Genomic DNA, 26,460 nt, shown 5'->3' with positions numbered 1-26,460 from the left:
CCTTTCTTGAAATTAATTTTATAAATTAGTGTCACATTTATAAACTAAATAGTTGTTTTAAAATAAAGTTTTTTATTTTTGCCAACAAATTAAATTCTAAAATTAAAGATTATGTCAGACATTGCATCAAGAGTAAAAGCGATTATCGTAGACAAATTAGGTGTTGACGAAAACGAAGTTGTAACAGAAGCAAGCTTCACTAATGATTTGGGAGCTGACTCATTAGACACTGTTGAGCTTATTATGGAATTCGAAAAAGAATTTGATATTCAAATTCCAGACGATCAAGCAGAAAACATTGCTACTGTAGGTCAAGCTATTTCTTATATCGAGGAAGCTAAAAAATAATAATACCACACCCGAATTTTAAAAATTCCAAAGTTTGAATGTCCAAATTCCAAAATTGGAATTTGTTTTTTAAAAAAATTGGAATTTCTAGAAATCGGGTGTTATTATTTTTTTAAATTTAAATTTCGATTGATTTTCAATCAAAAAGATATATTTATATTGTAATACCCATGGCTCTTAAGTAACAAAACTGTTAAGAAAGCGTGGGTTTTATTTGTTTAAAGACACAAAATACATAATTTATGACATTAAGGCGAGTTGTGGTAACAGGATTAGGTGCACTTACTCCTATCGGGAATAATATCCAGGATTATTGGAATGCACTTGTGAATGGGGTAAGCGGAGCCGCTCCTATCACATATTATGATACAGAGAAGCATAAAACGAAATTTGCCTGCGAAGTGAAAAACTTCAATATTGAAGATTACATGGATCGCAAGGAATCTCGAAGATTAGATAAATTTGCTCAATATGCAGTTGCTGCCAGTGATGAAGCTATTAAAGATGCCGGACTTACAGATGATAATGTCGACAAAACTAGAGTTGGTGTTATCTGGGGAGCAGGAATTGGAGGTTTAGAAACATTCCAGGAAGAAGTAATTTATTATGCAAAAGGTGATGGAACCCCAAAGTTCAATCCGTTTTTTATTCCAAAAATGATTGCCGATATCGCTCCAGCGCATATTTCTATGCGTAACGGCTATATGGGACCAAATTATACTACAGTTTCTGCATGTGCATCTTCTGCAAATGCATTAATTGATGCTTTCAACTACATTCGTTTAGGAATGTGTGATATTATTGTATCTGGTGGTTCTGAAGCTGCAATTACCATTGCCGGTATGGGAGGTTTTAACTCTATGCATGCTTTATCAACAAGAAACGAAAGTCCGGAAACAGCTTCAAGACCTTTTGACGCAACCAGAGATGGTTTTGTTTTAGGAGAAGGAGCAGGAGCTTTAGTTCTTGAAGATTACGAACATGCAAAAGCAAGAGGTGCAAAAATTTACTGTGAAATTGGAGGAGGCGGAATGTCATCTGATGCTTACCATTTAACAGCACCACATCCGGAAGGAATTGGAGTTATTGCAGTAATGAAAAATACGCTGAGAGATGCTGGAATGAACCCTGAAGATGTTGATCATATCAATACTCACGGAACTTCTACTCCACTTGGAGACGTTGCAGAATTGAAAGCTATTAGTGCCGTTTTTGGTGATCATGCAAAAAACATCAATATCAACTCAACAAAATCAATGACAGGACATTTACTTGGTGCTGCCGGAGCTATCGAAGCTATTGCTTCTATCTTAGCAATGAAACACGGTATTGTTCCTCCTACGATTAATCATACAGTAGTTGATGAGAATATCGATCCTGCATTAAACCTTACCTTAAACCAACCTCAAAAAAGAGAAGTGAATGTTGCTATGAGTAACACATTTGGTTTTGGCGGACACAATGCTTGTGTGTTATTTAAAAAAATCGCTGACTAATTTTCGTATATGAATATTATCAAAAAAATATTTTCTAAATCCCGTTCTCTAGAAGACGGGATTTTTTTTGACACTATTCAGAAAATTCTTGGTTTTCAGCCTGTAAATATTGAATTTTACAAAAAAGCTTTTACCCATAGATCGTCAAATAAATTAGATGAAGCAGGGCATCCTATAAATTACGAGCGTTTAGAATTTTTAGGAGATGCGATGCTAAGTGCTGTAATTGCTGCGCATTTGTTTAATAAGGCGCCAAATGGAGACGAAGGATATCTAACAAAAATGCGCTCAAAAATCGTTAGCCGCGAACATTTAAATGAACTTGGCAAAGATTTGAATTTAGTGCGTTTTGTAGAAAGTAAAGTACCTGTTCAGCATTTTGGAGAAAATATTCATGGTAATATTTTCGAATCGCTTATTGGTGCTATTTATTTGGATAAAGGTTATTCGTATTGCGAAAGATTTATCCAAAAAAGAGTAATTACGCCTTATGTCGATATTGCAAGACTTGAAGGAAAAGTAATTAGTTATAAAAGCTTAGTTATCGAATGGTGTCAGAAAGAAAAGAGGATCTTTCATTACGACATTTTCGAAGATAACGGTATTGACGGACAACGCTTGTTTGGTGTCAAATTAAGTATAGACGATAAGGTGATCGCACGAGCGCGGGCAACCTCAAAAAAGAAAGCAGAAGAGAAAGCTTCACAAAGAGCCTATTTTGCATTTCAGGAAAAAATAGATAAGAAATAATTACAATTTTGATGTAATTTTCTTAACGCTAAATCGTTTTCGTTTATAAATTAACAAAAACAAGCTGCTTATAACTATTGATGCTCCGTTAGAAATAGTATATTTACAACTTGATTTTTCATGACATGGCTATTCATAGATTGGATTTAGACGAATTTGACGAAATTGATTATTATTTAATGGCAATTCATACTTCATTAGAAGATTATAGACTGGCCTATTTTATCAATAAGAACCTTCCGATTAACTTAAGTAAGAGCAAAAACGAGATCCATGCTCAGACTAAAGAAGGTGAGGCAAATTTTTCGAGATTTTATTATTATGATTCTGAGAAAGCTGTATCGTGGAATTTGATTCAGAATAAAAATGAGATCATTTCTGTGAGTACAAATGATTTCCAGAATTTGTTTTCTAATGAGACAAGTGAGGTTTCTACAACAATTCATTTACTTCCTGAATTCAAAAAAGTAGATTTTTTCCTGAAAATCGATAACAGTGAGGAAGCTGTCGATTTTTCAGAAATTCAGCAACAACTAAATTCAATAGAAAGTATTGCGGCAATTTATGCTGTGGATACCAATAAAATAAAATCAAAAAACAATCTAATTTTTTAAAAAAAATGTTAACAAACAAGAAAACCAAAATTGTAGCTACATTAGGCCCTGCATGTGGTACGAGAGAGATTATCAAGGATATGATCGACGCAGGGGTGAATGTGTTTAGAATCAATTTTTCGCATGCAGACTACGAAGGAGTAAAAGAAAAAATTAACATTATTAGAGGCCTGAACGAAGAGTTTGGTTATACTACAGCGATCTTAGGAGATTTGCAGGGACCAAAACTTAGAGTTGGTGTAATGGAAGAAGGAACGGTTGTACATGATGGTGACGAAATTACTTTCACTACAGCAGAAGATATTATCGGAAATGCAAAAAAAGCATTCATGAAATATCAAAATTTCCCAAATGATGTAAATGTTGGAGAACGTATTTTGCTTGATGATGGTAAACTGATTTTCGAAATTGTTTCAACAGATAAAAAAACAGAAGTTGTTGCTAAAGTAATTCAGGGTGGAGAATTAAAATCTAAAAAAGGAGTTAATCTTCCAAACACTAAAATTTCTTTACCGGCTTTAACTGAAAAAGATATTGCAGATGCCATTTTTGCAATTGAACAAAAAGTAGACTGGATCGCACTTTCATTCGTGAAAACTCCTCGCGATTTACAAGATTTACAAGAATTAATCGCTAAGCATTCAGAATATAAAATTCCAATTATTGCTAAAATTGAAATGCCGGAAGCTCTTGAGAACATGGATAAAATTGTAGCATATTGCGATGGTTTAATGGTTGCTCGTGGAGATCTTGGAGTTGAACTTCCTGCTCACGAAGTACCATTAGTACAAAAAGATTTGATTCGCAGAGCAAAAACAGCTAGAATTCCTGTTATCGTTGCAACCCAAATGATGGAAACAATGATTACAAGTTTAACGCCAACAAGAGCAGAAGTAAACGACGTTGCTAACTCAGTAATGGATGGTGCAGATGCTGTAATGTTGTCTGGAGAAACTGCAACTGGAAATTATCCGGTACAAGTTATTCAAAGAATGACACAAATTTGTGAGGCTGTTGAGAATTCTCCACTAATTCAGGTTCCACAAAACACTCCACAAATTAAAACAAAACGTTTTGTTACTAAAACAGTTTGTCACCAGGCAGCCTTATTAGCAAACGAAATTGAAGCTAAAGCAATTTGTACATTGACAAACAGCGGTTATACAGCTTTCCAAATTTCGGCTTGGAGACCATCTTCAGCACATATTTTAGTATTTACTTCAAACAAAAGAATCTTAACACAATTGAATTTATTATGGGGAGTTAAATCATTCTTCTATGATAATGAAGAAAGTACAGATGATACTGTAACCGATGTAAATAAAATTGCAGTTGAAAAAGGCTATGCATCAAAAGGAGATTATTTAATTAATCTTGCTGCAATGCCAATTAAAGAAAAAGGAATGGTTAATACCATGAGAGTTTCTGAAATAGAATAGTTTTCTTTTTAAGATCACGATATTTTAAAATCAAATCCACCCATTCGGGTGGATTTTTTTTGTTTTATATATTCTTCAGTTTATAAATCCTGACGTTTCAAGTTATAATTTGCAACATCATGGAGCAAAATAAAACCATTTTCATGTTGCAAGTTATAATTTGCAACAACGTAAAGCCTTAAAAATAGGATTATTCGTGTTTTTATTACTTAATTTTGAGATACTTAACAAAACGTTAAAAAAACAGTTGCTGCAAATTCCCTCAAAGGCAACAGCTAAATGTTCTAAGAAATTGCTTTACATACAGGTTACTTTTTCTACTTCATTTTTGTAGAAAATTATAGTTCGATTTTTAGATAAAAACCATTATACAAACGAATTATTAACAAATCTTATTGCCATGAAACAAAGTAAATTTAGAAATGCCATAATGCTTTTTGCATTCATATGCTTCACGATTGTTCAGGTGAAAGCTCAGAAAAAAGTCAACATTTTAGTATTGTGGGGCGATGATATTGGAACAACCAATATTAGTGCCTATAGTGATGGAATTATGGGATATACCACACCCAATATTGATCGTTTAGCTAATGAAGGATTACGTTTCCTGCATTATTATGGAGAACAAAGCTGTACTGCTGGGCGTGCTGCTTTTTTAACGGGACAGCATGGTCTTAGAACCGGACTTACAAAGGTTGGTTTCCCGGGAGCACCAATGGGTATGAGCCAGTTAGATCCTTCTATTGGAGGAATAATGAAAAGTTTAGGATATGTAACAGGTCAGTTTGGTAAAAATCACGTAGGAGATCGTAATGAAAATTTACCAACCGTAAACGGTTTCGATGAATTCTTTGGAAATCTGTATCATTTAAATGCTGAAGAAGAACCAGAATTGCCGGATTATCCTAAAGATCCGGAATATCTAAAAAGATTTGGACCAAGAGGTGTATTAAAATGTACCGCCACAAGCGCAGATGACGGTACTGTAGATCCTCGCTTTGGAAAAGTTGGAAAACAAAGAATCGAAGATACAGGTCCACTTACTAAAAAAAGAATGGAAACGGTAGATGACGAAACTTCGGCAGCAGCTATTGACTTTATCAAAAGACAAAATGCAGCAGGCAAACCATTTTTCTGTTGGTTCAATGCTACACGTATGCACCTTCGTACACACGTTAGAGCAGAACATAGAGGAAAATATACACATGGAGACAGTGAGTATATTGATGGTATGATTGAGCACGACGAAACTATTGGAAGTATTTTAAAAGCTTTAGATGATCTAGGAATTGCCGACAATACGATCGTGGTTTATTCAACAGATAATGGCCCTCACATGAACACATGGCCAGATGGAGCAATGACACCATTTCGTTCTGAGAAAAATACAAACTGGGAAGGAGCTTTCCGTGTACCATGTATAGTACGCTGGCCAGGAGTTATTAAACCAGGAACTGTAACTACAGAATTAATGAGCCACAATGACTGGATTCCAACTTTTGCATCAATAGCAGGAGAACCTGATATAACAAACAAACTTTTAAAAGGATATTCTGCAAACGGAAAATCATATAAGGTACACTTAGACGGTTTTGACCAAAGTAACTTTTTACGAGGTAAATCACCAAAAAGTGCCAGAGATAAATTCTTTTATACAGATGACGATGGTCTTTTAGTTGGTTTAAGAGAAGGCGATTATAAATATGTTTTTGCTGAGCAGCGTTTGGGAGGTACAATGGGAGTTTGGGCAGAACCTTTTACCAAACTGCGTTTACAAAAAATATTCAATTTGTACCAAGACCCTTTTGAAAGAGCCGATATCACTTCAAACACATTTTGGGATTATCAATTGGATCATGTACAGTTAATGTATGGGGCAATACAAGATGTAGTTGTATTTGCAGAAACATTTAAGGAATATCCTCCAAGATCAATCCCGCCAAGTTTCTCAGCTTACACTATTATGGAAGAAGCGATGAAAGATATTAAGGCACAAAAATATATAGAAAAAAATGTGATGCCTAAATTAAAAGAGGAAGCTGAAGCAGAATCTAAAAAGAAAAAATAAAACATAGTAAACGGAGCTTGAATTATCCCCTAGTTCAAGCTCCTTAACTTAAAAATCAATACCATGTATAAGAAAATATATGTATTGTCTCTGCTTATATTTTTACTGGTTTCGTGCAAAAATAAATCAGAAGACGCTACAACTGTTGATCCTAAAGACAGTTCAGCAGTTATAGTTGGAGATCTGCTTCCCAGCTGGAATAAAGGTGCTTTAAAAGATGCTATTATTGCTTATGTTGAAAAAGTAACCAAAAAAGGAAGTCCCGATTTTATTCCGATAGAGGATAGAATCGCGACTTTTGATAACGACGGAACATTATGGGCTGAAAAACCATATGTTCAGGAACTATTTGCTTTTTATCAGGTAAAAAAAATGGTTGGAGCCAATCCTGCTTTGGCACAAAAACAACCTTTTAAAGCTGTAGTAGAGAAAAACAAAACCTTTTTTGAAAAAGGAGGCGATAAAGCCCTTATAGAACTTGTAGCTGCAACCCACACCGGAATGACAGAGGACGAATTTGAAAAATCTGTAAATGATTTTTTTAAAACGGCTAGTTATCCGGGCAAAAATATTCCGGTAAAACAAATACGATATCAGCCTCAATTAGAACTGCTGAATTATCTCCGTGCCAACGGATTTAAAACCTATATCGTAACAGGCGGTACAATTGAAGTGGTAAGAGCAATATCTCAGGATTTTTACGGAATTCCAAAAGATCAGGTCGTAGGAACTTCTTTTAAATACAAATACGACGATGCTAAGAATGCCGTACAAAGAGAACCAGCTTTAGATCATTTTAATGATAAAGTAGGAAAACCGGTTGGCATCCAGCTGCATATTGGCCAGCGTCCGGTTTTTGCCTGCGGAAACGAAGGCGGAGCAGGAGATATTGCCATGCTCAAATATTCGCAGGGAAACAAATACCCATCCTTTCAATTATTGGTCAATCACAATGATTCAATTAGAGAATACAGCTATCAGGAAAAAGATAATTTGTCATTAAGCACAGCCGCAAAAAACAAGTGGCATGTAGTAAGTATAAAAGACGACTGGAAAAAAGTTTTTGCAGATAAATAATTTGAATTAGTTAGGATCTCAAATGAAGCAGCTTTTGACATCAAAAGTTGTTTCATTGAGATTTTTAGATGGATTAAAAAAACTTAAAAAAACAGTTATGAAACGAATCAGTTATTATATCAGTCATAAATTATTTTTCAGCGCTCTGTTTTTTACTTTCTCTTTTGTTATTTCCGCTCAGGAAGCCACGCCAAAAGCCGGAGCAAGTGCGCAGGAATTGGCAGATAAATTGGCAAATCCAGTGGCAAGCTTAATTAGTGTGCCTTTGCAGAACAATTTAAATTATGGTATTGGCCCTTTTAACGGATCAAAATATACAATAAATATACAGCCGGTAATTCCGTTTAAATTAACAGAAAATCTAAATCTAATTACCCGTTATATATTGCCAGTAGTTGATCAACGAGATATTACAGGAAACAATACACATCAATTTGGATTAAGCGATGCAACGGTTACCGCTTTTTTTGCTCCAAAAACAAAAGGCCTTATTTTAGGTATAGGTCCGGCATTTTTAATTCCAACTGCAACAGATGAATTATTAGGAACAGAAAAATTTGGAGTCGGTCCAAGCGCATTAGTAATGCATCAGGGAAAAGGACTTTCAGTAGGTTTCATAGCCAATCAAATATGGTCAGTTGCCGGAAATGAAGACCGTGCCGATTTTAATCAGTTTTACACCCAGATATTTCTTTCTCACAGTTATAAAAGCGGTGCCAGTTTAGGTGTAAACGCCGAAATAACTCAAAACTGGGATGCAAAAACAACCCTAATCTCATTAAATCCATCTATTGGTGCCGTAACAAAATTAGGCGATCAGGTCGTTCAGTTTGCGATTTCGCCTTTAATTCCAATTACAGGTCCTTCTGAATCAAAACCAGATTGGGGATTACGTGCTATTTTGGCCTTTGTTTTTCCGGGTTCATAACATCGTTTAGGAGTTTCTTTCATCTTAAAAAAACAAATCATGAAGTTAAACATTTTAGCAATTATAATAACGGGCTGTTTGTTCTCGTGTACCAATTCAACAACAAAAAAAGAAACTTCAACACCTGCCGATACTACAAAAACAGCAGTATTTAAACCCGCAGATTTTGAAGAACAGCTTGTTTATAATCGGGCATTTGAAGCCGTTATTTGGGGAATTCCCGCTGTTAATTCAGAATTGCTTCATGAAAGTCTTATAAAAGTAAAAGGCGATTACAATCAAATTATTTATTGGTCTGGATTAATCAGTTCCAAAAATCAAACCTTAACCCCAAATCCAGACGTAATTTATGTAAATCCATTGTACGACACACGACAAGGCCCTGTTGTTTTAGAAATTCCTCCCGTTGAAGGCGTTTCATCATTAACAGGAAGTTTAGACGATGGCTGGCAGACCGCAATAGAAGATATTGGCCCCGCAGGTGTAGATAAAGGAAAAGGTGGCAAATACCTCATTTTACCGCCCAATTATAAAGATGCCGTTCCGTTAGGTTACATTCCAATGCCATCTTCAACTTTTACAGGATATGCCATACTTCGTTCAAATCTTACAGACGGAAGTCCAAATGATATTAAAAGAGCAGTTGACTACGGAAAAAAAGTTAAGATATATCCTCTTTCTGAAGCAGATAATCCACCTGCAACAACATTTGTTGATTTATTAGAAGTTCCATTCAGTAACACCATTCCGTACGACTTTCATTTTTTTGAAATATTGAATCAGTTTATTCAAAGAGAACCTTGGATAACCCGCGACTTAGCAATGATTGATCAGTTAAAAACGATTGGAATTGAAAAAGGAAAAATCTTTCAGGCCGATGTCAGAAGACAGGAAATTTTAAATGCCGCAATAAAAGATGCTCACATCTGGATTGATTCAGAATATCAAAATGCGTTTAAAATGCCTTTTTACAATGATACTAAATGGGCATTACCGGTTTCGCAGGATTTTGTAAAATCAATAGCGAGTGATTATTCCATACCAAATCTTTATCCGGTACGCGAAAGAGCGATTGCCTATTCAATAGCCTATTTTAGTGCCAAACATTTAGGAACGGGACAATTCTATTTGATATCAATTAAAGATGATAAAGGAGAAGAATTTGACGGCTCAAAATTGTATAAACTTCATTTGCCTGCAAAAGTTCCGGTAAAATTATATTGGTCCGTAACAGCCTACGATCGTGAAACCCATGCACTTATTTTAGGAATGAAATATGCAAGTCGTGCCTCAACATCGCCGGGACTTCAAAAAAACAGTGACGGTTCTGTAGATATTTACTTTGGTGGAAAAGCTCCGGCAGGAAAAGAATCAAATTGGGTTCCGACAGATCCAAAACGAAAATTTGAATTACTGGCACGTTTCTATGGCCCGGAAAAAGGATTTTTTGACAAAACATGGAAAATGGGAGATGTTGAAGAAGTAAAATAATTACTCCCTGATTTTAAACCAAAATGATTAATCATTATGAAAAATAGATGTTTTATAATTTTAGTAGTAATTACTCTGATATTAAATTTTGGATGTAAAAAAGAAACATCAGAAACCACATCATCAACGCTGGTTTCAGAAAATGGAACTCAGATTAAATTAGATGGCGAACTGCCTTCAAAAGAATCTATTCCGGCATTGTTTGACGAAATGGATTTTCAACAGGCAACGCAATGTTACTTATGGGGATTGCCTATTGTGGCTTTCGCCGAATGGCAGCAGCAACACTACAAAACATTTAAAGCATCAAGTAACGATCTTGTTTTATATAACTCTTATGACGATCGTTTAGGAATTCTTACCGCAAATGCTACAACGCCTTATATCATGACGTTTATAGATTTAGCAGCAAATGGTCCAACCGTTATCGAAATGCCGGCTGGACATACTGCCGGTGGACTGGCAGATTTTTGGCAACGAGAACAAGCAGTAATTGGAGAAATGGGACCAGATAAAGGAAAAGGAGGTAAATACATCCTGGTTCCTCCAACAATTAAAGATTTTAAAGCCGATGGATATTTTATAGTTCCATGTAATACAGTAAATATGTTTTTCGGGTTTAGAGCTTTAGATCCTGATCCTAAAATTACAGAAACGCTGCTAAAACAAGTAAAAATTTATCCGTACGCACAAAGAGCAAATCCCGGACCAACAAAAGTGGTTAGCCCGCCGGCAGGTAAAAAATGGTTAGGAATTCAGCCGGCAGGAATTAAATATTGGGAACGACTTCATGCTATTTTACAAAATGAACCAGTGGAAGAAAGAGATCGTTTTTTTATGGCTTGGTTAAGAAATCTTGGTATAGAAAAAGGAAAAGCTTTTGCTCCAAATGAACGTCAGAAGAAAATTTTAATTGCCGCTGCCGAGAAAGGACAGCAAATGGCAATGGCAAATTCATTTGAAAAACGTTTTGCAGATATAAAACACTGGCCGGATAAAAAATGGGACTATGTACTAATTATGAAAGACCCATCGCAGCATGCCGATAATTACGATGAATTTTTTGAAAGATCATCCTATTTCTATGAAGCCGTTACTTACTCAAAAGCCATGATAACCAAAATACCAAATGTGGGTCAGGCCTACTTAGGATCGTATTATGATAATGAAGGAAATTGGTTAGACGGAGGAAAAAATTATACACTAAATATTCCGGCAAATCCGCCAGCAGTCAATTTTTGGTCCATTACGATTTATGATTCGGCAACCCGCTGTTTAATAGATAATCCGCAGAAAAACGCAGACTTATCTTCCCGTAAGGATTTAATAAAAAATAAAGATGGTTCTGTCGATTTGTATTTTGGACCAAAAGCTCCGGCAGGAAAAGAAAAAAACTGGGTTCAGACTTTACCGGGAAAACATTGGTTTACTTATATGCGTTTTTACGGACCAACGACAGCTTATTTTGATAAAAGTTGGAAAATGGATGATATAAAAGAAGTAAAATAAGAATCATTTTATGGTCGAAAAAGCAGCAGATAAAACAGAAATTTCATTTGATCCACTAGCATCAAAAGCAGAACGTTATGAGAAAGGTGCAGCGATTAGAAAGACCGTTCCGCACGCTTCACATCAGGAATATATTGCTGCAAAAGACAGGCAAGATCCTATTGATATTTTGATAAAAACCAGTATTGGAAGAATAGAAAGTTTACTGCCCATTCGATACAGGAGAATGATGGAATCGCCATTTGCCTTCTTTCGTGGTGCGGCAGCAATTATGGCAGCAGATTTGGCAGAAACACCAAACACGGGAATCGATTTACAGCTTTGCGGCGATTGTCATTTAATGAATTTTGGAGGTTTTGCGACACCAGAACGTAAATTGGTTTTTGATATAAATGATTTTGATGAAACTTTTCAAGGCCCTTGGGAATGGGATGTAAAACGTTTAGCCGCAAGTTTTGCGATTGCAGGAAGATGGCTCAAATTTGCTGATAAAAGCAATAAAGAATTTGCCTGGCACGTGGCAGACAGTTATAAAAGGCATATGCTGGATTACAGCAAATTATCGGCGCTTCAAATTTGGTATGCTGATATTGATCTTGCCGAACTTATTGAACTGGGAAAAGATGAAGAAATAAAAGAATTTCATCAAAAGCGAATAAAAAAAGCAGCCGAATATACGGCACATGAAAAGGAATTTGCAAAAATGACGTATCAGGATGGAGTTCGGGCCCGAATAAAAGATGAACCGCCTTTGATATTTCATTCCTCTGGAAATGATGAAAAGATCATTATGAAAGAAGCAGAATTGGTTCATAAGCGATACATAGAATCATTGCCAGAAGACAAGCAAATTTTGTTAAGCAGATATTCTATGCATGACTTTGCCATAAAAGTGGTAGGCGTAGGAAGTGTAGGCACACTTTGCGGTATAAGTTTATTAATGTCTGCCACGGGCGAGCCCATTTTTTTGCAGTTTAAAGAAGCAAGACAAAGTGTTTTAGAACAATATGTAAAGTCGAAAAAGAAATACAATCAGGAAGGCGAGCGAATTGTAATGGGACAAAAACTAATGCAGTCTGCTTCGGATATATTTTTAGGATGGACCAATGACGATAGGGGAAGATTTTTTTACATCCGTCAGCTTCGTGATGCTAAAGTCAAACCCGTTCTTGAAATAATGAAAGAAGAAAACCTGAAAGATTATGCCAAAGCCTGCGGATGGGCACTTGCAAGAGCGCATGCCCGCTCTGGAGATCCATCTGTTTTATCCGGATATATTGGTGATAATAATGAATTTGCCAACGCAGTTTCGAAGTTTTCTCTTTTATACGCAGATCAAAATGAGTTAGACTACAATAAAATGATCCAAGCCATAAAGGAAGGCAGACTGCCGGTTTCTGCAGAAATATGATTTTGCAGGATAAATAAAGCAATTATAAATAAGTAAGAATTTTTCGCTAAATGTTTATGTCAATAAAATAAATTGATTATCTTTGAGTGTTTGCTAAAAGCCTGTAATATAGTTCTTTGTGTTTTTTAACGCATTATCGAAGCCGTATATTCTTTCATTCAAGATTTTTCAGAATTAATAATTTCGAGTTAAGTAATTAATCATTAATTTAAATTCTACAAAATGAATATTAAAAGAACAAATCTTCGCATAATCCCAATTTTGTTTTTGGGTTTAATTTACAGCTGTTCCCCAACAGTTAAGGTTACAACAGATTACGATCACTCTGCAAATTTTAGTGAATATAAAACTTTTGCAGTTTATGATTTAAAAGCGCAGCAAGGTCAGGTAAATCAATTAAATGTAGACCGTGTTACAAATGCAATTCGTGCTGAAATGATTGCAAAAGGATTTACAGAAAGTTCAAATCCTGATTTAAAAGTAAATGCAGTTTCTATTTTAAAAAATAAAACACAAGTTACAGCCGATTCTAATTTTTATGGTTATGGCGGAATGTATCGCCCATACGGATATTGGGGCGGTGGAGCCATGATGGGCGGCGGCACAACAACATTTAATACTTATGATTATGTTGACGGCTCATTAGTTATCGATATAGTTTCTACAAAAACACAAAAATTACTTTGGCAGGGAATTGGAAATGCTCAAATTGACAGTAAACCAGATAATCCTGAAGAATTTATAAATAATTCTATCAAAAAAATCTTAGAAGGATTTCCTCCTGGGGCAGTAAAAAAATAGCATAAAACTACTGTTTTAAATAGGCTGTACTTTCAAATTTAGTAAGTACAGCTTATGATCGCACATTTTATTTTCTTTGAAAATCCCCCTTCTCAAAGAAAAAGGACAAACTAATCAAAGCTTAAAACGTATGACCGATATAGTACTTTCGCTTTTCTTTTTTATAGCTACAATTGTAGGATTTGCTACTTCATTTATGGTTCTTTTCTCGAAGAAAAACTACTCTAAAAGTTTTTTCTTAGGACTGTTTTTGTTTAGTCTGGCAATTGTAAGCGTCTATAATTTTTACTTATCGGCAAATGTTTTTAAGGAATTTCCGGATTTGTTCATGATCACTAAATCGTTTATTTTTTTAGCAGCTCCCTGTGCATTTTTATACGTTCGAAATATTTTATTTCCAAATTCATACTATAAAAAATACGACTGGTTTCATTTCCTGCCATTCCTCATTTATTTCTCATTAACTATTTTAGTCTGGATTGGAAATTATACCAATATTTATTTGATAGACTATATTTCGGTAAAAACAAAAAATCCTTTTTCAATGTTAAGTCTCAGCGTTTGGCTTATGTACGCATTTTGCCAAACTATGATGATTTTAAATTATGACATTAAAAAATTTAAGGAAAATCACCTGCAGCGAATCAAAATATTAGGCTGGATCAGGGTTTATAATCTAGTCATCTTGTTTTTATTTTCAACACTTTTCGTGCATTTCTTTTTAATCAATAACGTCGATAATTTAGATTTATCCTGCTACATTCTTATTTCATCGGTTTTAATGTTTACGGTTGGCTGGCTGTATTTTAAACCGCAGCTTTTTTATGATGCAAATGAAAACGAAACAGATTTTGTCAATGAAGATTTGAGAACCTATGCTTCACAGGAAAGCAAAAATTCACAGCCAATAGTAAAAGAGTTAACGCTGGAAAAACGACAGCTGTATCTGGCCAGACTAGAAAGTATTTTTGATTCTAAAAAACTCTTTTTAAAGAAAGATTTAGTCATTCGGGATATTTCAGAAGAAACCGGAATTACCGTAAACAATCTTTCCTGTTTAATTAATTCAGAATTCAACCTGCACTTTCAGGATTATATTAATTTAAAACGAATCGAATATTTTAAAGAAAAAATAAACGATTCAGACTGGAAAGATCTTTCCCTCGAAGGAATGGCCTGGGCATCTGGTTTTAAATCCAGAACAACCTGCTTTAGGGCTTTTATAAAACATACAGGAAAATCTCCTTCAGAATATTTTAGGGTAATCAGGATTAACCCTGAAAAAAGCAGTTCTTATTTTTTTAAACAGTCTACAAATTGAAATAGTTTGTAAAAATGGATTGTAAAGTCTCATTAATTTAAAGAAGAAACCATGAAAACGAAATCAAAACAAACCATAAAATCAGTATTCATCTTATTATTTCTGTTCGTTTGTTTTTTAGGAAATGTACAGTTAAAAGGCGGACATATTCTTGGAGCAATGGGATTACAATCCGGAACTCAGACTCCGGCAAATACTTTAAGCGTTTACGTGCCGGGTTATTTGTATGATGCGGGTTCCCTTCGAAATGCAGACGGTGACGAATCTGTTGCAAATCCAGATATTACCATGTTTATAACAGGAGTTGGAGCTAATTATGTAAGTGATTTCAAAATTTTAGGAGCTAATTACGGAGCGACTATTTTGCTGGCTTTTGCTTCAAATACCATTCAGGGAAATTCACTTGATGCAACAAATTCACTCGCTTTTACAGATATGTATGTACAGCCCATTCAATTAGGCTGGCACAACAAAAGAGCCGATTTTGTTTTTAGTTATCAATTGTATCTTCCAACAGGAAAATTTAGCGCCGGAGCTTCAGATAATGCCGGTTTAGGAATGCTGATGAATGAATTTTCGGCCGGAACAACCGTATACTTTAATGATAAAAAAACATTTCATTTTTCGGCTTTAGCCTCTTACGAAATAAACGGAAAAAAGAAAGATACCGATATTAAAACCGGAGACATTTTAAGTGTTGAAGGAGGTTTAGGAAAAACCTTTTACACGCTCAATGCTGCGAAAACTGTTCCAAGCGGAATACTAAATGCAGGTTTAATTTACTATTTGCAATATAAAATTTCAAACGATAAAATTCCGGTAGGCAATTTTGTGATTGAACCAGACAAAGACAAAATTGGAGGCGTTGGTGCTGAGGTAAATTATTTCCACATAGGCTGCAAAACTTCTGCAGGACTTCGCTGGATTTCAGAATTTGGAGCCGAAAGCCGTTTTCAGGGAAATACTTTTTTCCTGACACTTGCGCATGTATTCAGCTTGGCAAAAGAGAAAAAAGAATAATCCTCAGAATGATTTAAGTTGATGTTTTTTAAAGGAATAAGATAAATTTTAAATTGATTTAAATGAGAAATACATATTCAGATTCTTCCATAAAAAACAGAAAACTTTTTCTACAACTGGTTTTCATTTTTGCTTTGTGTTTTTTTTCTCTTCAAAACACAATCGCACAAACAGCACAGAAACCGCATATAACCACAAAAGATTCTCTCGACGGAGCTTTTGACTTAAGCGATTATATTATTTATGCACACGGCTTTATTGTAGTGCCTACCGTTATTACAGAACCGGCTTTGGGCGGAATTGGAGGTGCAATCGTTCCCGTTTTTCTTAAAAAACGTCCGCCGGTTGTAGACGAAAATGGCAAAAAACGTTTTATAAACCCAGATATAACCGGAGGAATTGGTATGTATACCGAAAATAAAAGTTGGATGGCAGGTGCATTTCGGTCTGGAACTTTAGTCAAATCCAGAATTTTATATCGTGTTATGGCAGGTTATGGCGATATGAATTTATCTTTTTATGCCAATAATATCCCCAATGCAAAAGATCAGGAATTTAAACTCAATTTTAGGTCTACTATTTTTTATACACAATGGCTAAAACAATTTAGAAACGCAAAATGGAGTGCCGGGCCTCAATACCTCTTTTTAAACTCAAAAATAAACCTGCCCGATGTTGATCTTCCGCCGCCATTTGTACAGCCAAAAGACATTAAAAGTACGATAAGTCAGCTTGGAGCGGCGCTTCAGTTTGACGGACGCGACAATATATTTACACCAGATAAAGGAATCCGGCTTCAGTCAGATTTCTTTTGGTCAGATGATGCAATAGGGAGCGATTATGATGCGTGGCGCGTCAATTTATCGGCAATAGGATTTTATCCCTTAACAAAAAAATTAATTGGCGGGCTTAGGGTAGAAGGAGAGCAGGCGTTTGGGAGTCCGCCTTTTTATCTTTTGCCCGGAATCAATTTACGCGGAATTCCCGCTGCCAGATATCAGGGAAAAACAAGCATTGTTACCGAAGCCGAATTACGATGGGATTTATACCGAAGATGGAGTCTTATGGGTTACGGCGGCCTTGCAAGTGCTTTTAACGATTGGGATAAAGCTTTCGCAAAACCCGTTGTATACAGTTACGGAACAGGTTTCAGGTATTTATTGGCCCGAAAATTCAAACTCAGAATGGGTGTCGACGTTGCAAAAGGCCCCGAAGATTGGGCATATTATATTGTTTTTGGTAGCAATTGGTTACGATAGAAAGAGCTTATAAACTTTCAGGGTTCTCATAAATCTTCTTATTTTTATATCCAAAAAGTAAAAAATAATGGATTTAAACCAGTTGTTAAACGAAATAAAAATAGAGAACAATATTGTAAACAATCATGATTTTTTGTTTGAACTGGTAAAAAACGCTTCAAATTGGGATACCTCGATAAAATCCAGAAAAACGGTTAGTTATGGTACTCCTTACAACTATTCTGAAATGGAATATCCATTTTTGCCATTACCAGATCATATTGAAAATGTGATAGATGTAATAAAAGACAAAATTGATTTTGTTCCAAATAACTGTCTTATCAATTATTATACTGATGGAAAATCGAAAATGGGATTTCATTCTGATCAAACCGATATATTGTTTGAAGGAACAGGAATCGCAATTGTTTCATTAGGAAATAATAGAATAATGAGATTTAAAAATAAAATAAACAAAGAGATTACTCATGATATAGATTTAGAACCTAATAGTTTATTTTATATGAGTAAAGAAGTACAGGAATTTTGGCTTCATGCAATTTTACCAGATGAGGTTAATGATAATGCCGAAAGAATAAGCTTAACGTTTAGAAAACTTATAGAATAATTTCAAAAAAAATTCCCGATAATAACGATCGGGAATTCAAATATAATTTGTGGAAATTCGTGCAATTCGTGGCAGAAAAAAACTCTATTTCGCCCAATACGGCTTGATAATTTTATTCTGTTTGTGGTTTAAAACTAATAGAATAATAGTTGCAGCGGCACAGAATATAATAGCCTGAATCGATCCTTCGGGACCAAATTCTCCTCCGGTAATAAATTCCGGACCTTGTATTTTGGCTTCTAATAAACTACTTGTTTTTTCGTTTCCAGATGTTATGGCTCCAAAAATTCCCGACTGCGTAAAATTCCATGCAAAATGCAAAGCAATTGGCATCCATAAATTACGGCTGTAAATAAAAATGGCTCCAAATAAAAAACCTGCAGTTGTGATACAGATTCCCGAAATCAAAGTACCGTGAGGGTTTGCAAAATGAAAAACACCAAATAATACCGAAGAGATCGTAAGAGAAATATAACTTCCCAGTTTTTCTTCTACAATTCTAAATATAATCCCGCGCACCAATATTTCTTCAATAATGGCAACGGTAAACATTATAGTAAACGGAATCAGGATAAACGAAACAGGATTGATATTTACAACGCTGTAACTTCCGTTAAGGTAAATTACTAAAATGGTTAGGGATTGTAAAACAAAACCAATTAAAGTTCCAATACTAATATTTTTGGCAAGTCCTTTTGTAGAAAATTCTGTAATAGTTCTTTTTTCATATTTTTTAAAGAAAAGAATGTAACTGAAAATACACGAAAAGGAAACAAAAAGTCCTTTTAAAAGATTTCTATAATCTTTGTCAAGAGATGTCAAAGCCAATAATTTTACGGCAATTTGCTGGCCAATAATAACAACAGCCATAAAAGTAAGCAGAGCAAGTAAGATTTTGACAACAGGGAAATTAAATATTTTCTGTTTTCTGGTAAGGGTTTCCATTTGATTTGTTTTATTGATTTATGATGAGACAAAAGTATCGCGCATCAAAAACAAAAAATAGAATGAAATTTGCCTCTTTATAATTTTTGAAATTGTTTCGGCAGAAATCCTGTTTGGCTTTTAAAAGTTCTGATAAAATGACTTTGATCTGCAAAACCGCATTCGAGGGCAATTTCGGTTAAATTACTTTCGTGCGATTGTATCAGCGAAAGCGAACGGTTTATTTTTATTCGGCGCATATATTCGCCCAAAGTACAGCCAAAATACTTCGGAAAATGTTTAGAGATCGTAATGGGATTTAAATTTAAAACCGTTGCCAAATCCTGCAGATTCGGGTTTTCGTTCCAGCAATCATTTAGTAATTCCTGTAAACTTTTCACCCAAAACGGACTTTTTTCAAAACGTTCTAAATGATTTTGAGCATTCGAAATCTGCGAAAAAAGCATTGTAATAGTATCGGCAGAAAAAGTATCAGAAGTAAGCGTTTCTTTAAAAATCTTTAAAATTAAAAACTTAGTAAACGCCGAATTTTGAACCGATTTTTCGATCACGGCTTCTGATATTTGAAGTTCTTTCAGCAGATTTTCTTCAATTTCGATATTGATATTTCGGGAAGGAAAAAGCGTATTTTGGTTTAAATGCAGTTCGTCGCTGTGGTAAAACAATAACGAACCGGGACCAACAGTTTCGCTGAAATTTTTTCGTTTTTCAGTTGTTCCGCCTTTCAGGAAAAGCGTTATATGCGCATTATTGTGCGAGTGCCAGCCTTCGTAAACCTTGTTTTGATACTCGGTTTCGACAACCGCAATTCCCTGCTGGGTATTGAAGCTCTTTTTAGTATTGCCTAAGTATTTCTCTTTTTCGAGTTCGTACATTTTGGGGTTTATAGCGTGGCATTTCAACAGCCAAATTACTATTTATTTGCATATAAAATCAAAAAACATTTGATTGTAAACAGATTATGTTTTTATATAGTTTGTAAGGTTTTGAGGATTAATAAAAACATTGTATAAACATTAACTGTTAAATAATAGTTTATTTACCGAATATTTAATTTTTTTGTAACAAAAATATAATACAGGCTACTAATAAGTAACTATTTAAATCTTTTGATTATGTATAAAAATACGATGAAATCAGTTTTCGCGGCATCTGCTTTTTTAGTTGGTGTAAGCGGCTGTTTTGCGCAGGACATTTTAGTAAATTCCTTAAAGCTAAATGCGAGTGATAAAAGTAAAGAGGCTTTTAAATTCACTGAGGTAGTTAACTTAGGAACAACGTCGATTAAAAACCAGGGTTCATCTGGAACTTGCTGGAGTTATGCATCAAACTCATTTTTAGAGTCTGAAATGATTCGTTTAGGAAAACAGCCTGTTGAGCTTTCTCAGGTTTTTTCTGCAAGAAATGTGTATGTTGACAAAGGAGTAAATTATGTTCGTATGCACGGCGCGATCACTTTAGGTGACGGAGGTTCGCTGCACGACGTAATTAATATGTACAAAAAATACGGAACCGTACCAAGAGAAGTTTACACTGGTTTGAACTACGGAACAGATAAAAATAAATTTGCCGAAATGTCTGCACTTATCGAAGGTGTTTTGGCTGCGGTGGTTAAAAATCCAAACGGAGAATTAACTCCAAACTGGCAAAAAGCATACGCTGCTGTTATCGATTCTTATTTAGGAAAAGTGCCGGATAACTTCAATTACAAAGGAAAAAACTATACGCCGCAGTCTTTTGCTAAAGAAGTGGTAGGAATTAATCCTGACGAATATGTAGAAATGTCTTCGTTTACAACTTCTCCATATTACCAAAAAACTGTTCTTGCCGTGCCAGACAACTGGTCTTTAGATCAGGTTTACAACGTAAAAGTAAATGACATGACAGATGTTATCGACAATGCATTGAAAAAAGGATATACTGTAGCTTGGGCAACAGATGTAAGCGAGAAAAGCTTTAGCTGGAAAAATGGTGTGGCATATGTTCCAACAAAGAAATTTGACGACATGACGGCCGAAGAAAAAGCAGATATGTTTAACGGACCAAAAGCAGAACCGGAAATTACTCCAGAAATGCGTCAGGCTGCGTTTGACAATTACGGTACAACAGACGACCACGGAATGCACATTATTGGTCTTGCAAAAGATCAAACCGGAAAAGAATATTATATCGTAAAAAATTCTTGGGGAGAAACAAACGACTACAAAGGTTTCCTGTTCGTTACCAAAAATTTCGTAAAATATAAAACGACTGCCTTAATGGTAAACAAAGGCGGAATTCCTGCTGAAATTGCTAAGAAATTAGGGGTTTAATTTTATTCCAGATTTAAAATAAATAGAAAAAGCGCTGCAACTAATTGCGGCGCTTTTTTGAAATTGCTAATTCTGAATCTTCAATGAATTAAAAAAAATTAAATATCAAAAGGAAAAATTGAATGAATTGAAACTCCCTCTCCATCAAAGATTGCTACAATATTTTTGTATCTTAAAGAATTGGGAAAAGTTTTTATCGCTGTTACAGGTTTGTTTTCAAGTATTATTTTTTTGTTGTTTTTGACAAGTAAAACTTTATCAAAATATTCAATAATAGTTCCGTTCAAAATGGTTTTTGCTGAAATTGGTTTTATAACTTGATTGTTTTTCTTTTCAACATTTGGTAATTTATAAATCTTTGAACTTAATTTCACATCTTCTAATTTATGATCCTTTCGAAAATAAGTATGAAAAAATTCTCCATTTTTTAAAAAGAAAAAGCAAGAATCTGAACTATTAAATGAATACACTATATCGCTTTCTTGAAAGTTTAGTCCTTTTATTAAATTTTCAAGAGAATATGTTTTTTCGCCAATTACATCGATAGATATTTTTCTACTACTTTCATCTTCTTTTGAATAAAGATAATTTCGTTCTTCAGTTGCAGAATATTCACTTTTTAAATAATTAAAATTATTTTGAGTTTCGTAATTTACCAAATCAAATCCTGACCAACTGGTTCGTATTGACTTTTTTGAAATTGCTTTATCCTTCACGGATAATTTATCCTCATAACCAATTAATTGACCGTGAAATAATCCTTCTGTGTTAGAAGAAATAATAACTGATCCAGCTTTACTTGAAATTTGTGTTGTTCTAGCATCAAATACCCTATTAATAGATTTGTTTAGTCGGACAACATTCTGATCATTTATACTTATTGCTGCTTCATATAAGCCTTCTCTATTTCCAGCATACATTCTCATTCCATATAGTTGAAAATCAAATATTGGAGCATTATCAATTTTTCCTAATACTAAATTTTTTTGTTCGGGAAGATTAAAATGATATTCAGTTTTAGAATAAGTTTGCCAAATTGATTTGAAATCTTTTTTAAATTTTAAAATACCTAAATACGCATTTGCTTGATTATTATTTAGCCAATTATTTTGTGTAAATGCTAGTTTAAAAAAATGATATTCATTTGAATTATGATTAAGGTTTTGAGCTATGACGTTCCATAGATTTATTGATTTGATTTCGCCACTATTTCCCACCAAAAATAGTTGACCTCCATATAAATATCCGTCTTGAAATTGTCCTTTTATATGTATTTTTAATGTATTCATAGATGACTTCTCTCTATCCTTAAACGATTTACCAAAGTTATTTTTTCATTTTTGAAAAGATTATCAAGCATTTCAGATGTTGGTCTATTTTGTGATTGATCAGTAGAAACTGGATAACCGTGCCAAGGTTCGTTAATGTTTCTTTCATTTGGAAATTTCGCGACTCTTTCTCCTCCCTGACCTAAAATAAAATCTGCTTTATCAATAAAACTGAAGAGGCAATTATTCTTCCCGCAATACCATAAATCATATTCTTCATTAGCAATTTTAAAAACATCATATTCCTCACCTTCATCAATTAGCCACCTGGTTTTTGTTACTACGCCTTTACTTTTCTTTATTTTTGCGGTTCTTCTATGATCACCCTTAGAAGTATAGTAATCTCCTCTTTTGGTAGGTCCATAATTACCGTCAGAATTTCTAGTGTGTTTGTTTAGAGGCATTGATATGTGGTTGTTAGTCAGTTTTTTATTGGTTGAATATGTTCAAATATAATTTAATATTTTAAAACTTTAGTAATAAAAATTTCATTGATCATATTTCTATTTATTAATTTTTGTTGAAAATTTTGAATAGGAAACTTCGCTATTATTGATAACAAATGTTTCTCTTAGGCACTTATGATTTTCAATTAAAATAAAATACTTGTCATTCATAAAAGTTATAAATTTTCCTTTTATAGTTTTATTATCGTTCAATATGATTTCAATGTCATTCGTATAGTCGGATATCATTTTTGTAGAATCTTTTTTAGCTACATATGGATAATAAAAGAAGGATATAAAATAACCTACTATTATTATAGTAATTATATAATTCCTACGGTTAAGAGTTGCCAGTTTATTTATATGTTTTTCGGAAAAAGTAATAATTGTTATAATAACTGCAAGAATAAGTGTTGGGATTAAGTATCCATCGCTTAGATTGTTAGCGATATAAATTATCATAATTCCAAAGCTCAAATATATAATTGCATTAGTTAAGGAAGTTGCTTGGTTTGGTTTTAGTTTTAAAACATCTTCAATTGATCTTAACAATGCAAGAAATACTAAAATTATAGTTGTCCAAGTAGTTGAGATAATTTTTTCAATAGAAATTTCAATAAATGAACTATTAATATTTAAATTATTGAGATATGTTTCCCAATATGACCATCCAAGTTGATATAGTAGTATCCCACCAATTGAAATAAATGCAGTATAATTAAATATGTTTTTCTTGGTAGTTTCTTCTCTCATTCACTTATCTGTTGTAATTTTAAATTCTTAATTTATTGTAAATAAAGTGTTTTAAATAATAATATTAAAGCGTATAAGTACCTGTTTTTCTGTGTAAATATAGAAATCTATTTTTCGGCTATTTTACGGATTTCAATAAACGCTCAAATAAAAAAAGAAATAAAAAGAAATAGATCTTTCTCAGAAGTATAAAACAAAAAAAGACCATCATTTAATGATGGTCTTTTAATTAACTTCCTTGTTAATTTATATATGTTCAAAATAGAAATTCTATTTTCCTTTCAACAACTTCTCCAAATACTCAACCTTATCTTTTTCAGCCTGAACCAAACGTTCATAAAGTTCCACAACTTTATCAAGAGGATTGAAATTGCAACTATAATTAAATGAAGAAGCATTATCATGATTATTAATTGTATTTCCAATAATATTTAAAACCGCTTCTTCAGAGAAATTTTTAATTCCTTCAACAGTCACGCCTAATATTTCGGCAATTGCCTGAAGTTTTTCATCATCAATTGTTTCGCTGTTTTCAATAGCAGAAACAGTCTGCTGGCTTGTGCCTAAAGCCTGCGCCAAAGCTTCCTGCTTCATATCGCGAAGTTCACGAATACGGCTTATTTTTCGCTCTATATGATTTGGTTTTGTTAGTGTGCTCATAATTCAAAGATATTTAAAATCCTGAAAAAAGTATTTCTGTTGTAAAATACAAGTTGTTTTTGTGTGATACAATTTGCTGCGATTTCGGGAGAAAGCAAAAATACAATTTTTCGCACAACGAATAAATAAAAACTAAAATTATAAAAACAATCAGCGTTGGGCAAAAAGCAAAACACACACTTAATCGTTTTTATAAGCACTTCGCGGTCAAAGTAATGCATAAACGTCACGAAATCAGTAGCTTTATATAGTGTTTTACGGAGTATCAACTTAAATTTAATTACTTATGAAAACATATTTACTACATTTTGCGGCTTTTGCCAGTTTGTTTTCAATAAGTGGTTTTGCTCAGCAAACCAATTATATGGTAGCAAATGCAGATTCTCGAAGAGCGCCTTTTAAATTTGACAGCAAACCAACAGATGATCGTGTTATAGAATCGTATTTGGTTGTAGAAGTGATCAATATGCCTTTCGGAAAAAGAACTACTCAATACGAAGTTTCTAAGCTGGATATGGTTTATACAAATGATCTCGGTCCAAATAATACCAGAACGGTAACTCCAATCTATAAAAAACCAAAAGCAAGAACAGCAAGCACAATTTTACCGTCAAAAGCAATGGCCGATGCAACATCTGAAAAAATTAAACCAGTAGAAGTTGAGGTTACTGCTCCGGCTTATAGCGAGAAGTTTGTAAAAATAGATATTCTCGATACCTACGCCAATGTTTTGGATAAAGGGTACGAATCTATAGACATGCTAAAAAAAGTCGCTGACAAGTTCTATTTTGAAAGTAATTTTGAAGATGCCGTTAAATATTACACGGAGTTATTTACTCTCGAAGCAAATTTAGACACCATTTATTATTTTAGATACGCGCAATGTTTAAAAGCAACAAACGAAAAAGAAAAAGGCGAAGAGATGATGAAATTGTTTGAAAGCAAGAATTTGAATCAATAGAGACGAAGTAATAAAACTCAGTTTTGTCATTTCGACTGAAAGGAGAAATCTCCGCGAGAAGCTCCATACAGTATGTCGCCAATCTTTATAGAGTTACTTGCGGAGATTTCTCCTTCGTCGAAATGACAAACTTTGAGTAGAAATTGTTTGAGAGCAAAACCTTCAGTTATAAAATAGGCAAGGAATTAAACCATAAAGTACTTAATAGGTTTTATAAACATAGCCCACGATTTCAACCGCGGAGATGCAATTTTTGGGTAATACATTTTTTATAATTTGTATCGCGTTTCCCGTGGTTGAAACCACGGGCTATGTTTGAAATAGGATTGAATTGAGAGGGAAATAATGAAATTGTTTCAGGGTAAAAATTTAAATACAATGAAACTTAAAAATAAGCAAGAAACTAAATCGCAATAAAGGTTTTGCACAATATAATAAAACATAGCCTGCGGTTTCAACCGCAGGAACGCAATGTTTGGCAATGTATTTATTGTGATTTGTATAACGTTTCCCGTGGTTGAAACCACGGGCTATGTTTGAGATGCGATTGAATTGGCGGAAGAAATGATAAAATTATTTGAGAGCATAAGAATCTAGAAGATGTAATCTTAAATGCTATTAGCTTGTGGTATTGCTGTTGGATTCTTTTTGGTTTTGCCTAAACGGACATTTTCTTCGTATATAGCTACTTGTTTTCTAATAGCAGGCATAGCTTTTTCCATTTGTTTTAAAGCAAATTGGATTCTTTCAGTTGTATTTGAAATGTCTTTCATAGTTGTAAATTTACAAAAGATATTAAATAGAAGAAGTAATAAAAGCTTATAAACAAAAAAAGACGATCGTTTGATCGTCTTTTTTTAAGCTCCCCCTCTTGGGCTCGAACCAAGGACCCTCTGATTAACAGTCAGATGCTCTA

Annotated in this window: 25 protein-coding genes; 18 read left to right on the top strand and 7 right to left on the bottom strand. The window is 34.0% G+C overall.

Translation table 11 applies throughout. From position 1 onward, the window contains the following. The first annotated feature begins 111 nt into the window (after window positions 1-111). From ACODSB_RS03560 to ACODSB_RS03485, 16 genes are all read left to right on the top strand, one after another. A complete protein-coding gene (locus ACODSB_RS03560; RefSeq protein WP_007137004.1) occupies window positions 112-348 on the top strand; it encodes an acyl carrier protein in 237 nt (78 codons plus the stop codon). A gap of 242 nt (window positions 349-590) precedes the next feature. Then, on the top strand, window positions 591-1,844 hold the full coding sequence (gene fabF / locus ACODSB_RS03555; protein ID WP_053472900.1) for a beta-ketoacyl-ACP synthase II: 1,254 nt from the start codon (window positions 591-593) through the stop codon (window positions 1,842-1,844). Between the two features lie 9 nt (window positions 1,845-1,853). Then, window positions 1,854-2,594 (top strand): ribonuclease III, encoded by a 741-nt coding sequence (gene rnc / locus ACODSB_RS03550; protein ID WP_053472899.1) that lies wholly within the window; start codon window positions 1,854-1,856, stop codon window positions 2,592-2,594. A gap of 125 nt (window positions 2,595-2,719) precedes the next feature. Further along, a complete protein-coding gene (locus tag ACODSB_RS03545) occupies window positions 2,720-3,208 on the top strand; it encodes an IPExxxVDY family protein (RefSeq protein ID WP_053472898.1) in 489 nt (162 codons plus the stop codon). Between the two features lie 5 nt (window positions 3,209-3,213). Continuing rightward, window positions 3,214-4,647: a pyruvate kinase gene (pyk, locus tag ACODSB_RS03540; RefSeq protein ID WP_053472897.1), complete on the top strand. Its 1,434-nt coding sequence runs from the start codon at window positions 3,214-3,216 to the stop codon at window positions 4,645-4,647. 400 nt (window positions 4,648-5,047) lie between these two features. Then, the gene (locus ACODSB_RS03535) at window positions 5,048-6,715 is read left to right on the top strand and encodes an arylsulfatase (RefSeq protein ID WP_488936041.1); all 1,668 of its coding nucleotides are present in this window, start codon (window positions 5,048-5,050) and stop codon (window positions 6,713-6,715) included. A gap of 63 nt (window positions 6,716-6,778) precedes the next feature. Then, window positions 6,779-7,792: an HAD family hydrolase gene (locus ACODSB_RS03530; protein WP_488936040.1), complete on the top strand. Its 1,014-nt coding sequence runs from the start codon at window positions 6,779-6,781 to the stop codon at window positions 7,790-7,792. Window positions 7,793-7,889: 97 nt separating this feature from the next. Next, window positions 7,890-8,720: a hypothetical protein gene (locus tag ACODSB_RS03525; RefSeq protein WP_488936039.1), complete on the top strand. Its 831-nt coding sequence runs from the start codon at window positions 7,890-7,892 to the stop codon at window positions 8,718-8,720. Window positions 8,721-8,759: 39 nt separating this feature from the next. After that, complete coding sequence (locus ACODSB_RS03520) at window positions 8,760-10,211, top strand: DUF1254 domain-containing protein (RefSeq protein ID WP_488936038.1); 1,452 nt, start codon at window positions 8,760-8,762, stop codon at window positions 10,209-10,211. Window positions 10,212-10,247: 36 nt separating this feature from the next. Continuing rightward, a complete protein-coding gene (locus ACODSB_RS03515; protein ID WP_488936037.1) occupies window positions 10,248-11,720 on the top strand; it encodes a DUF1254 domain-containing protein in 1,473 nt (490 codons plus the stop codon). 10 nt (window positions 11,721-11,730) lie between these two features. After that, window positions 11,731-13,131: a DUF2252 domain-containing protein gene (locus ACODSB_RS03510; protein WP_488936036.1), complete on the top strand. Its 1,401-nt coding sequence runs from the start codon at window positions 11,731-11,733 to the stop codon at window positions 13,129-13,131. 222 nt (window positions 13,132-13,353) lie between these two features. Beyond that, window positions 13,354-13,932 carry a DUF4136 domain-containing protein gene (locus ACODSB_RS03505; protein ID WP_053472892.1) on the top strand — a complete coding sequence of 193 codons (579 nt, stop codon included), beginning with the start codon at window positions 13,354-13,356 and terminating at the stop codon, window positions 13,930-13,932. Window positions 13,933-14,062: 130 nt separating this feature from the next. Next, complete coding sequence (locus ACODSB_RS03500; RefSeq protein WP_488936035.1) at window positions 14,063-15,253, top strand: helix-turn-helix domain-containing protein; 1,191 nt, start codon at window positions 14,063-14,065, stop codon at window positions 15,251-15,253. A 51-nt stretch (window positions 15,254-15,304) separates the two neighbouring features. Next, window positions 15,305-16,273: a SphA family protein gene (locus tag ACODSB_RS03495; RefSeq protein ID WP_488936034.1), complete on the top strand. Its 969-nt coding sequence runs from the start codon at window positions 15,305-15,307 to the stop codon at window positions 16,271-16,273. Between the two features lie 62 nt (window positions 16,274-16,335). Next, a complete protein-coding gene (locus tag ACODSB_RS03490) occupies window positions 16,336-17,532 on the top strand; it encodes a BamA/TamA family outer membrane protein (RefSeq protein WP_488936033.1) in 1,197 nt (398 codons plus the stop codon). Between the two features lie 67 nt (window positions 17,533-17,599). Continuing rightward, on the top strand, window positions 17,600-18,139 hold the full coding sequence (locus ACODSB_RS03485; protein ID WP_180857102.1) for an alpha-ketoglutarate-dependent dioxygenase AlkB: 540 nt from the start codon (window positions 17,600-17,602) through the stop codon (window positions 18,137-18,139). A gap of 84 nt (window positions 18,140-18,223) precedes the next feature. Here ACODSB_RS03485 and ACODSB_RS03480 read toward each other — a convergent pair whose 3' ends face one another. Next, window positions 18,224-19,084: a CPBP family intramembrane glutamic endopeptidase gene (locus ACODSB_RS03480; RefSeq protein ID WP_488936032.1), complete on the bottom strand. Its 861-nt coding sequence runs from the start codon at window positions 19,082-19,084 to the stop codon at window positions 18,224-18,226. A 77-nt stretch (window positions 19,085-19,161) separates the two neighbouring features. Continuing rightward, a complete protein-coding gene (locus ACODSB_RS03475) occupies window positions 19,162-19,959 on the bottom strand; it encodes an AraC family transcriptional regulator (RefSeq protein WP_488936031.1) in 798 nt (265 codons plus the stop codon). Between the two features lie 240 nt (window positions 19,960-20,199). Here ACODSB_RS03475 and ACODSB_RS03470 point away from each other — a divergent pair, with 240 nt between their 5' ends. Then, entirely contained in the window at window positions 20,200-21,396 is a 1,197-nt protein-coding gene (locus ACODSB_RS03470; protein WP_053472887.1) for a C1 family peptidase, read from the top strand. A gap of 98 nt (window positions 21,397-21,494) precedes the next feature. Here ACODSB_RS03470 and ACODSB_RS03465 read toward each other — a convergent pair whose 3' ends face one another. From ACODSB_RS03465 to ACODSB_RS03450, 4 genes are all read right to left on the bottom strand, one after another. Further along, window positions 21,495-22,685, bottom strand: coding sequence for a hypothetical protein (locus ACODSB_RS03465; RefSeq protein WP_488936030.1), 1,191 nt, complete (start codon window positions 22,683-22,685; stop codon window positions 21,495-21,497). Beyond that, on the bottom strand, window positions 22,682-23,128 hold the full coding sequence (locus ACODSB_RS03460) for a hypothetical protein (protein ID WP_488936029.1): 447 nt from the start codon (window positions 23,126-23,128) through the stop codon (window positions 22,682-22,684). The genes ACODSB_RS03465 and ACODSB_RS03460 overlap by 4 nt, the downstream gene beginning before the upstream one ends. A gap of 99 nt (window positions 23,129-23,227) precedes the next feature. Then, a complete protein-coding gene (locus ACODSB_RS03455; protein ID WP_488936028.1) occupies window positions 23,228-23,923 on the bottom strand; it encodes a hypothetical protein in 696 nt (231 codons plus the stop codon). Between the two features lie 270 nt (window positions 23,924-24,193). After that, window positions 24,194-24,583, bottom strand: coding sequence for a helix-turn-helix transcriptional regulator (locus ACODSB_RS03450; protein ID WP_488936027.1), 390 nt, complete (start codon window positions 24,581-24,583; stop codon window positions 24,194-24,196). A 286-nt stretch (window positions 24,584-24,869) separates the two neighbouring features. Between ACODSB_RS03450 and ACODSB_RS03445 the strand changes: the two genes are divergently transcribed. After that, window positions 24,870-25,544 (top strand): hypothetical protein, encoded by a 675-nt coding sequence (locus ACODSB_RS03445; RefSeq protein ID WP_488936026.1) that lies wholly within the window; start codon window positions 24,870-24,872, stop codon window positions 25,542-25,544. A 608-nt stretch (window positions 25,545-26,152) separates the two neighbouring features. Here the strand turns inward: ACODSB_RS03445 and ACODSB_RS03440 are convergent. Continuing rightward, window positions 26,153-26,317 (bottom strand): hypothetical protein, encoded by a 165-nt coding sequence (locus ACODSB_RS03440; protein WP_488936025.1) that lies wholly within the window; start codon window positions 26,315-26,317, stop codon window positions 26,153-26,155. Between the last annotated feature and the right edge of the window lie 143 nt (window positions 26,318-26,460).

The organism is Flavobacterium sp. FG68, assembly GCF_057808895.1.
Note: the sequence above shows the minus strand (reverse complement) of the source record. Positions and strands in the feature narration are given on the sequence as shown.

Coding starts and splice junctions, on each gene's coding strand:
- ACODSB_RS03560 (WP_007137004.1), top strand. CDS start 112: ATGTCAGACATTGCATCAAGAGTAAAAGCGATTATCGTAGACAAATTA.
- fabF (WP_053472900.1), top strand. CDS start 591: ATGACATTAAGGCGAGTTGTGGTAACAGGATTAGGTGCACTTACTCCT.
- rnc (WP_053472899.1), top strand. CDS start 1,854: ATGAATATTATCAAAAAAATATTTTCTAAATCCCGTTCTCTAGAAGAC.
- ACODSB_RS03545 (WP_053472898.1), top strand. CDS start 2,720: ATGGCTATTCATAGATTGGATTTAGACGAATTTGACGAAATTGATTAT.
- pyk (WP_053472897.1), top strand. CDS start 3,214: ATGTTAACAAACAAGAAAACCAAAATTGTAGCTACATTAGGCCCTGCA.
- ACODSB_RS03535 (WP_488936041.1), top strand. CDS start 5,048: ATGAAACAAAGTAAATTTAGAAATGCCATAATGCTTTTTGCATTCATA.
- ACODSB_RS03530 (WP_488936040.1), top strand. CDS start 6,779: ATGTATAAGAAAATATATGTATTGTCTCTGCTTATATTTTTACTGGTT.
- ACODSB_RS03525 (WP_488936039.1), top strand. CDS start 7,890: ATGAAACGAATCAGTTATTATATCAGTCATAAATTATTTTTCAGCGCT.
- ACODSB_RS03520 (WP_488936038.1), top strand. CDS start 8,760: ATGAAGTTAAACATTTTAGCAATTATAATAACGGGCTGTTTGTTCTCG.
- ACODSB_RS03515 (WP_488936037.1), top strand. CDS start 10,248: ATGAAAAATAGATGTTTTATAATTTTAGTAGTAATTACTCTGATATTA.
- ACODSB_RS03510 (WP_488936036.1), top strand. CDS start 11,731: ATGGTCGAAAAAGCAGCAGATAAAACAGAAATTTCATTTGATCCACTA.
- ACODSB_RS03505 (WP_053472892.1), top strand. CDS start 13,354: ATGAATATTAAAAGAACAAATCTTCGCATAATCCCAATTTTGTTTTTG.
- ACODSB_RS03500 (WP_488936035.1), top strand. CDS start 14,063: ATGACCGATATAGTACTTTCGCTTTTCTTTTTTATAGCTACAATTGTA.
- ACODSB_RS03495 (WP_488936034.1), top strand. CDS start 15,305: ATGAAAACGAAATCAAAACAAACCATAAAATCAGTATTCATCTTATTA.
- ACODSB_RS03490 (WP_488936033.1), top strand. CDS start 16,336: ATGAGAAATACATATTCAGATTCTTCCATAAAAAACAGAAAACTTTTT.
- ACODSB_RS03485 (WP_180857102.1), top strand. CDS start 17,600: ATGGATTTAAACCAGTTGTTAAACGAAATAAAAATAGAGAACAATATT.
- ACODSB_RS03480 (WP_488936032.1), bottom strand. CDS start 19,084: ATGGAAACCCTTACCAGAAAACAGAAAATATTTAATTTCCCTGTTGTC.
- ACODSB_RS03475 (WP_488936031.1), bottom strand. CDS start 19,959: ATGTACGAACTCGAAAAAGAGAAATACTTAGGCAATACTAAAAAGAGC.
- ACODSB_RS03470 (WP_053472887.1), top strand. CDS start 20,200: ATGTATAAAAATACGATGAAATCAGTTTTCGCGGCATCTGCTTTTTTA.
- ACODSB_RS03465 (WP_488936030.1), bottom strand. CDS start 22,685: ATGAATACATTAAAAATACATATAAAAGGACAATTTCAAGACGGATAT.
- ACODSB_RS03460 (WP_488936029.1), bottom strand. CDS start 23,128: ATGCCTCTAAACAAACACACTAGAAATTCTGACGGTAATTATGGACCT.
- ACODSB_RS03455 (WP_488936028.1), bottom strand. CDS start 23,923: ATGAGAGAAGAAACTACCAAGAAAAACATATTTAATTATACTGCATTT.
- ACODSB_RS03450 (WP_488936027.1), bottom strand. CDS start 24,583: ATGAGCACACTAACAAAACCAAATCATATAGAGCGAAAAATAAGCCGT.
- ACODSB_RS03445 (WP_488936026.1), top strand. CDS start 24,870: ATGAAAACATATTTACTACATTTTGCGGCTTTTGCCAGTTTGTTTTCA.
- ACODSB_RS03440 (WP_488936025.1), bottom strand. CDS start 26,317: ATGAAAGACATTTCAAATACAACTGAAAGAATCCAATTTGCTTTAAAA.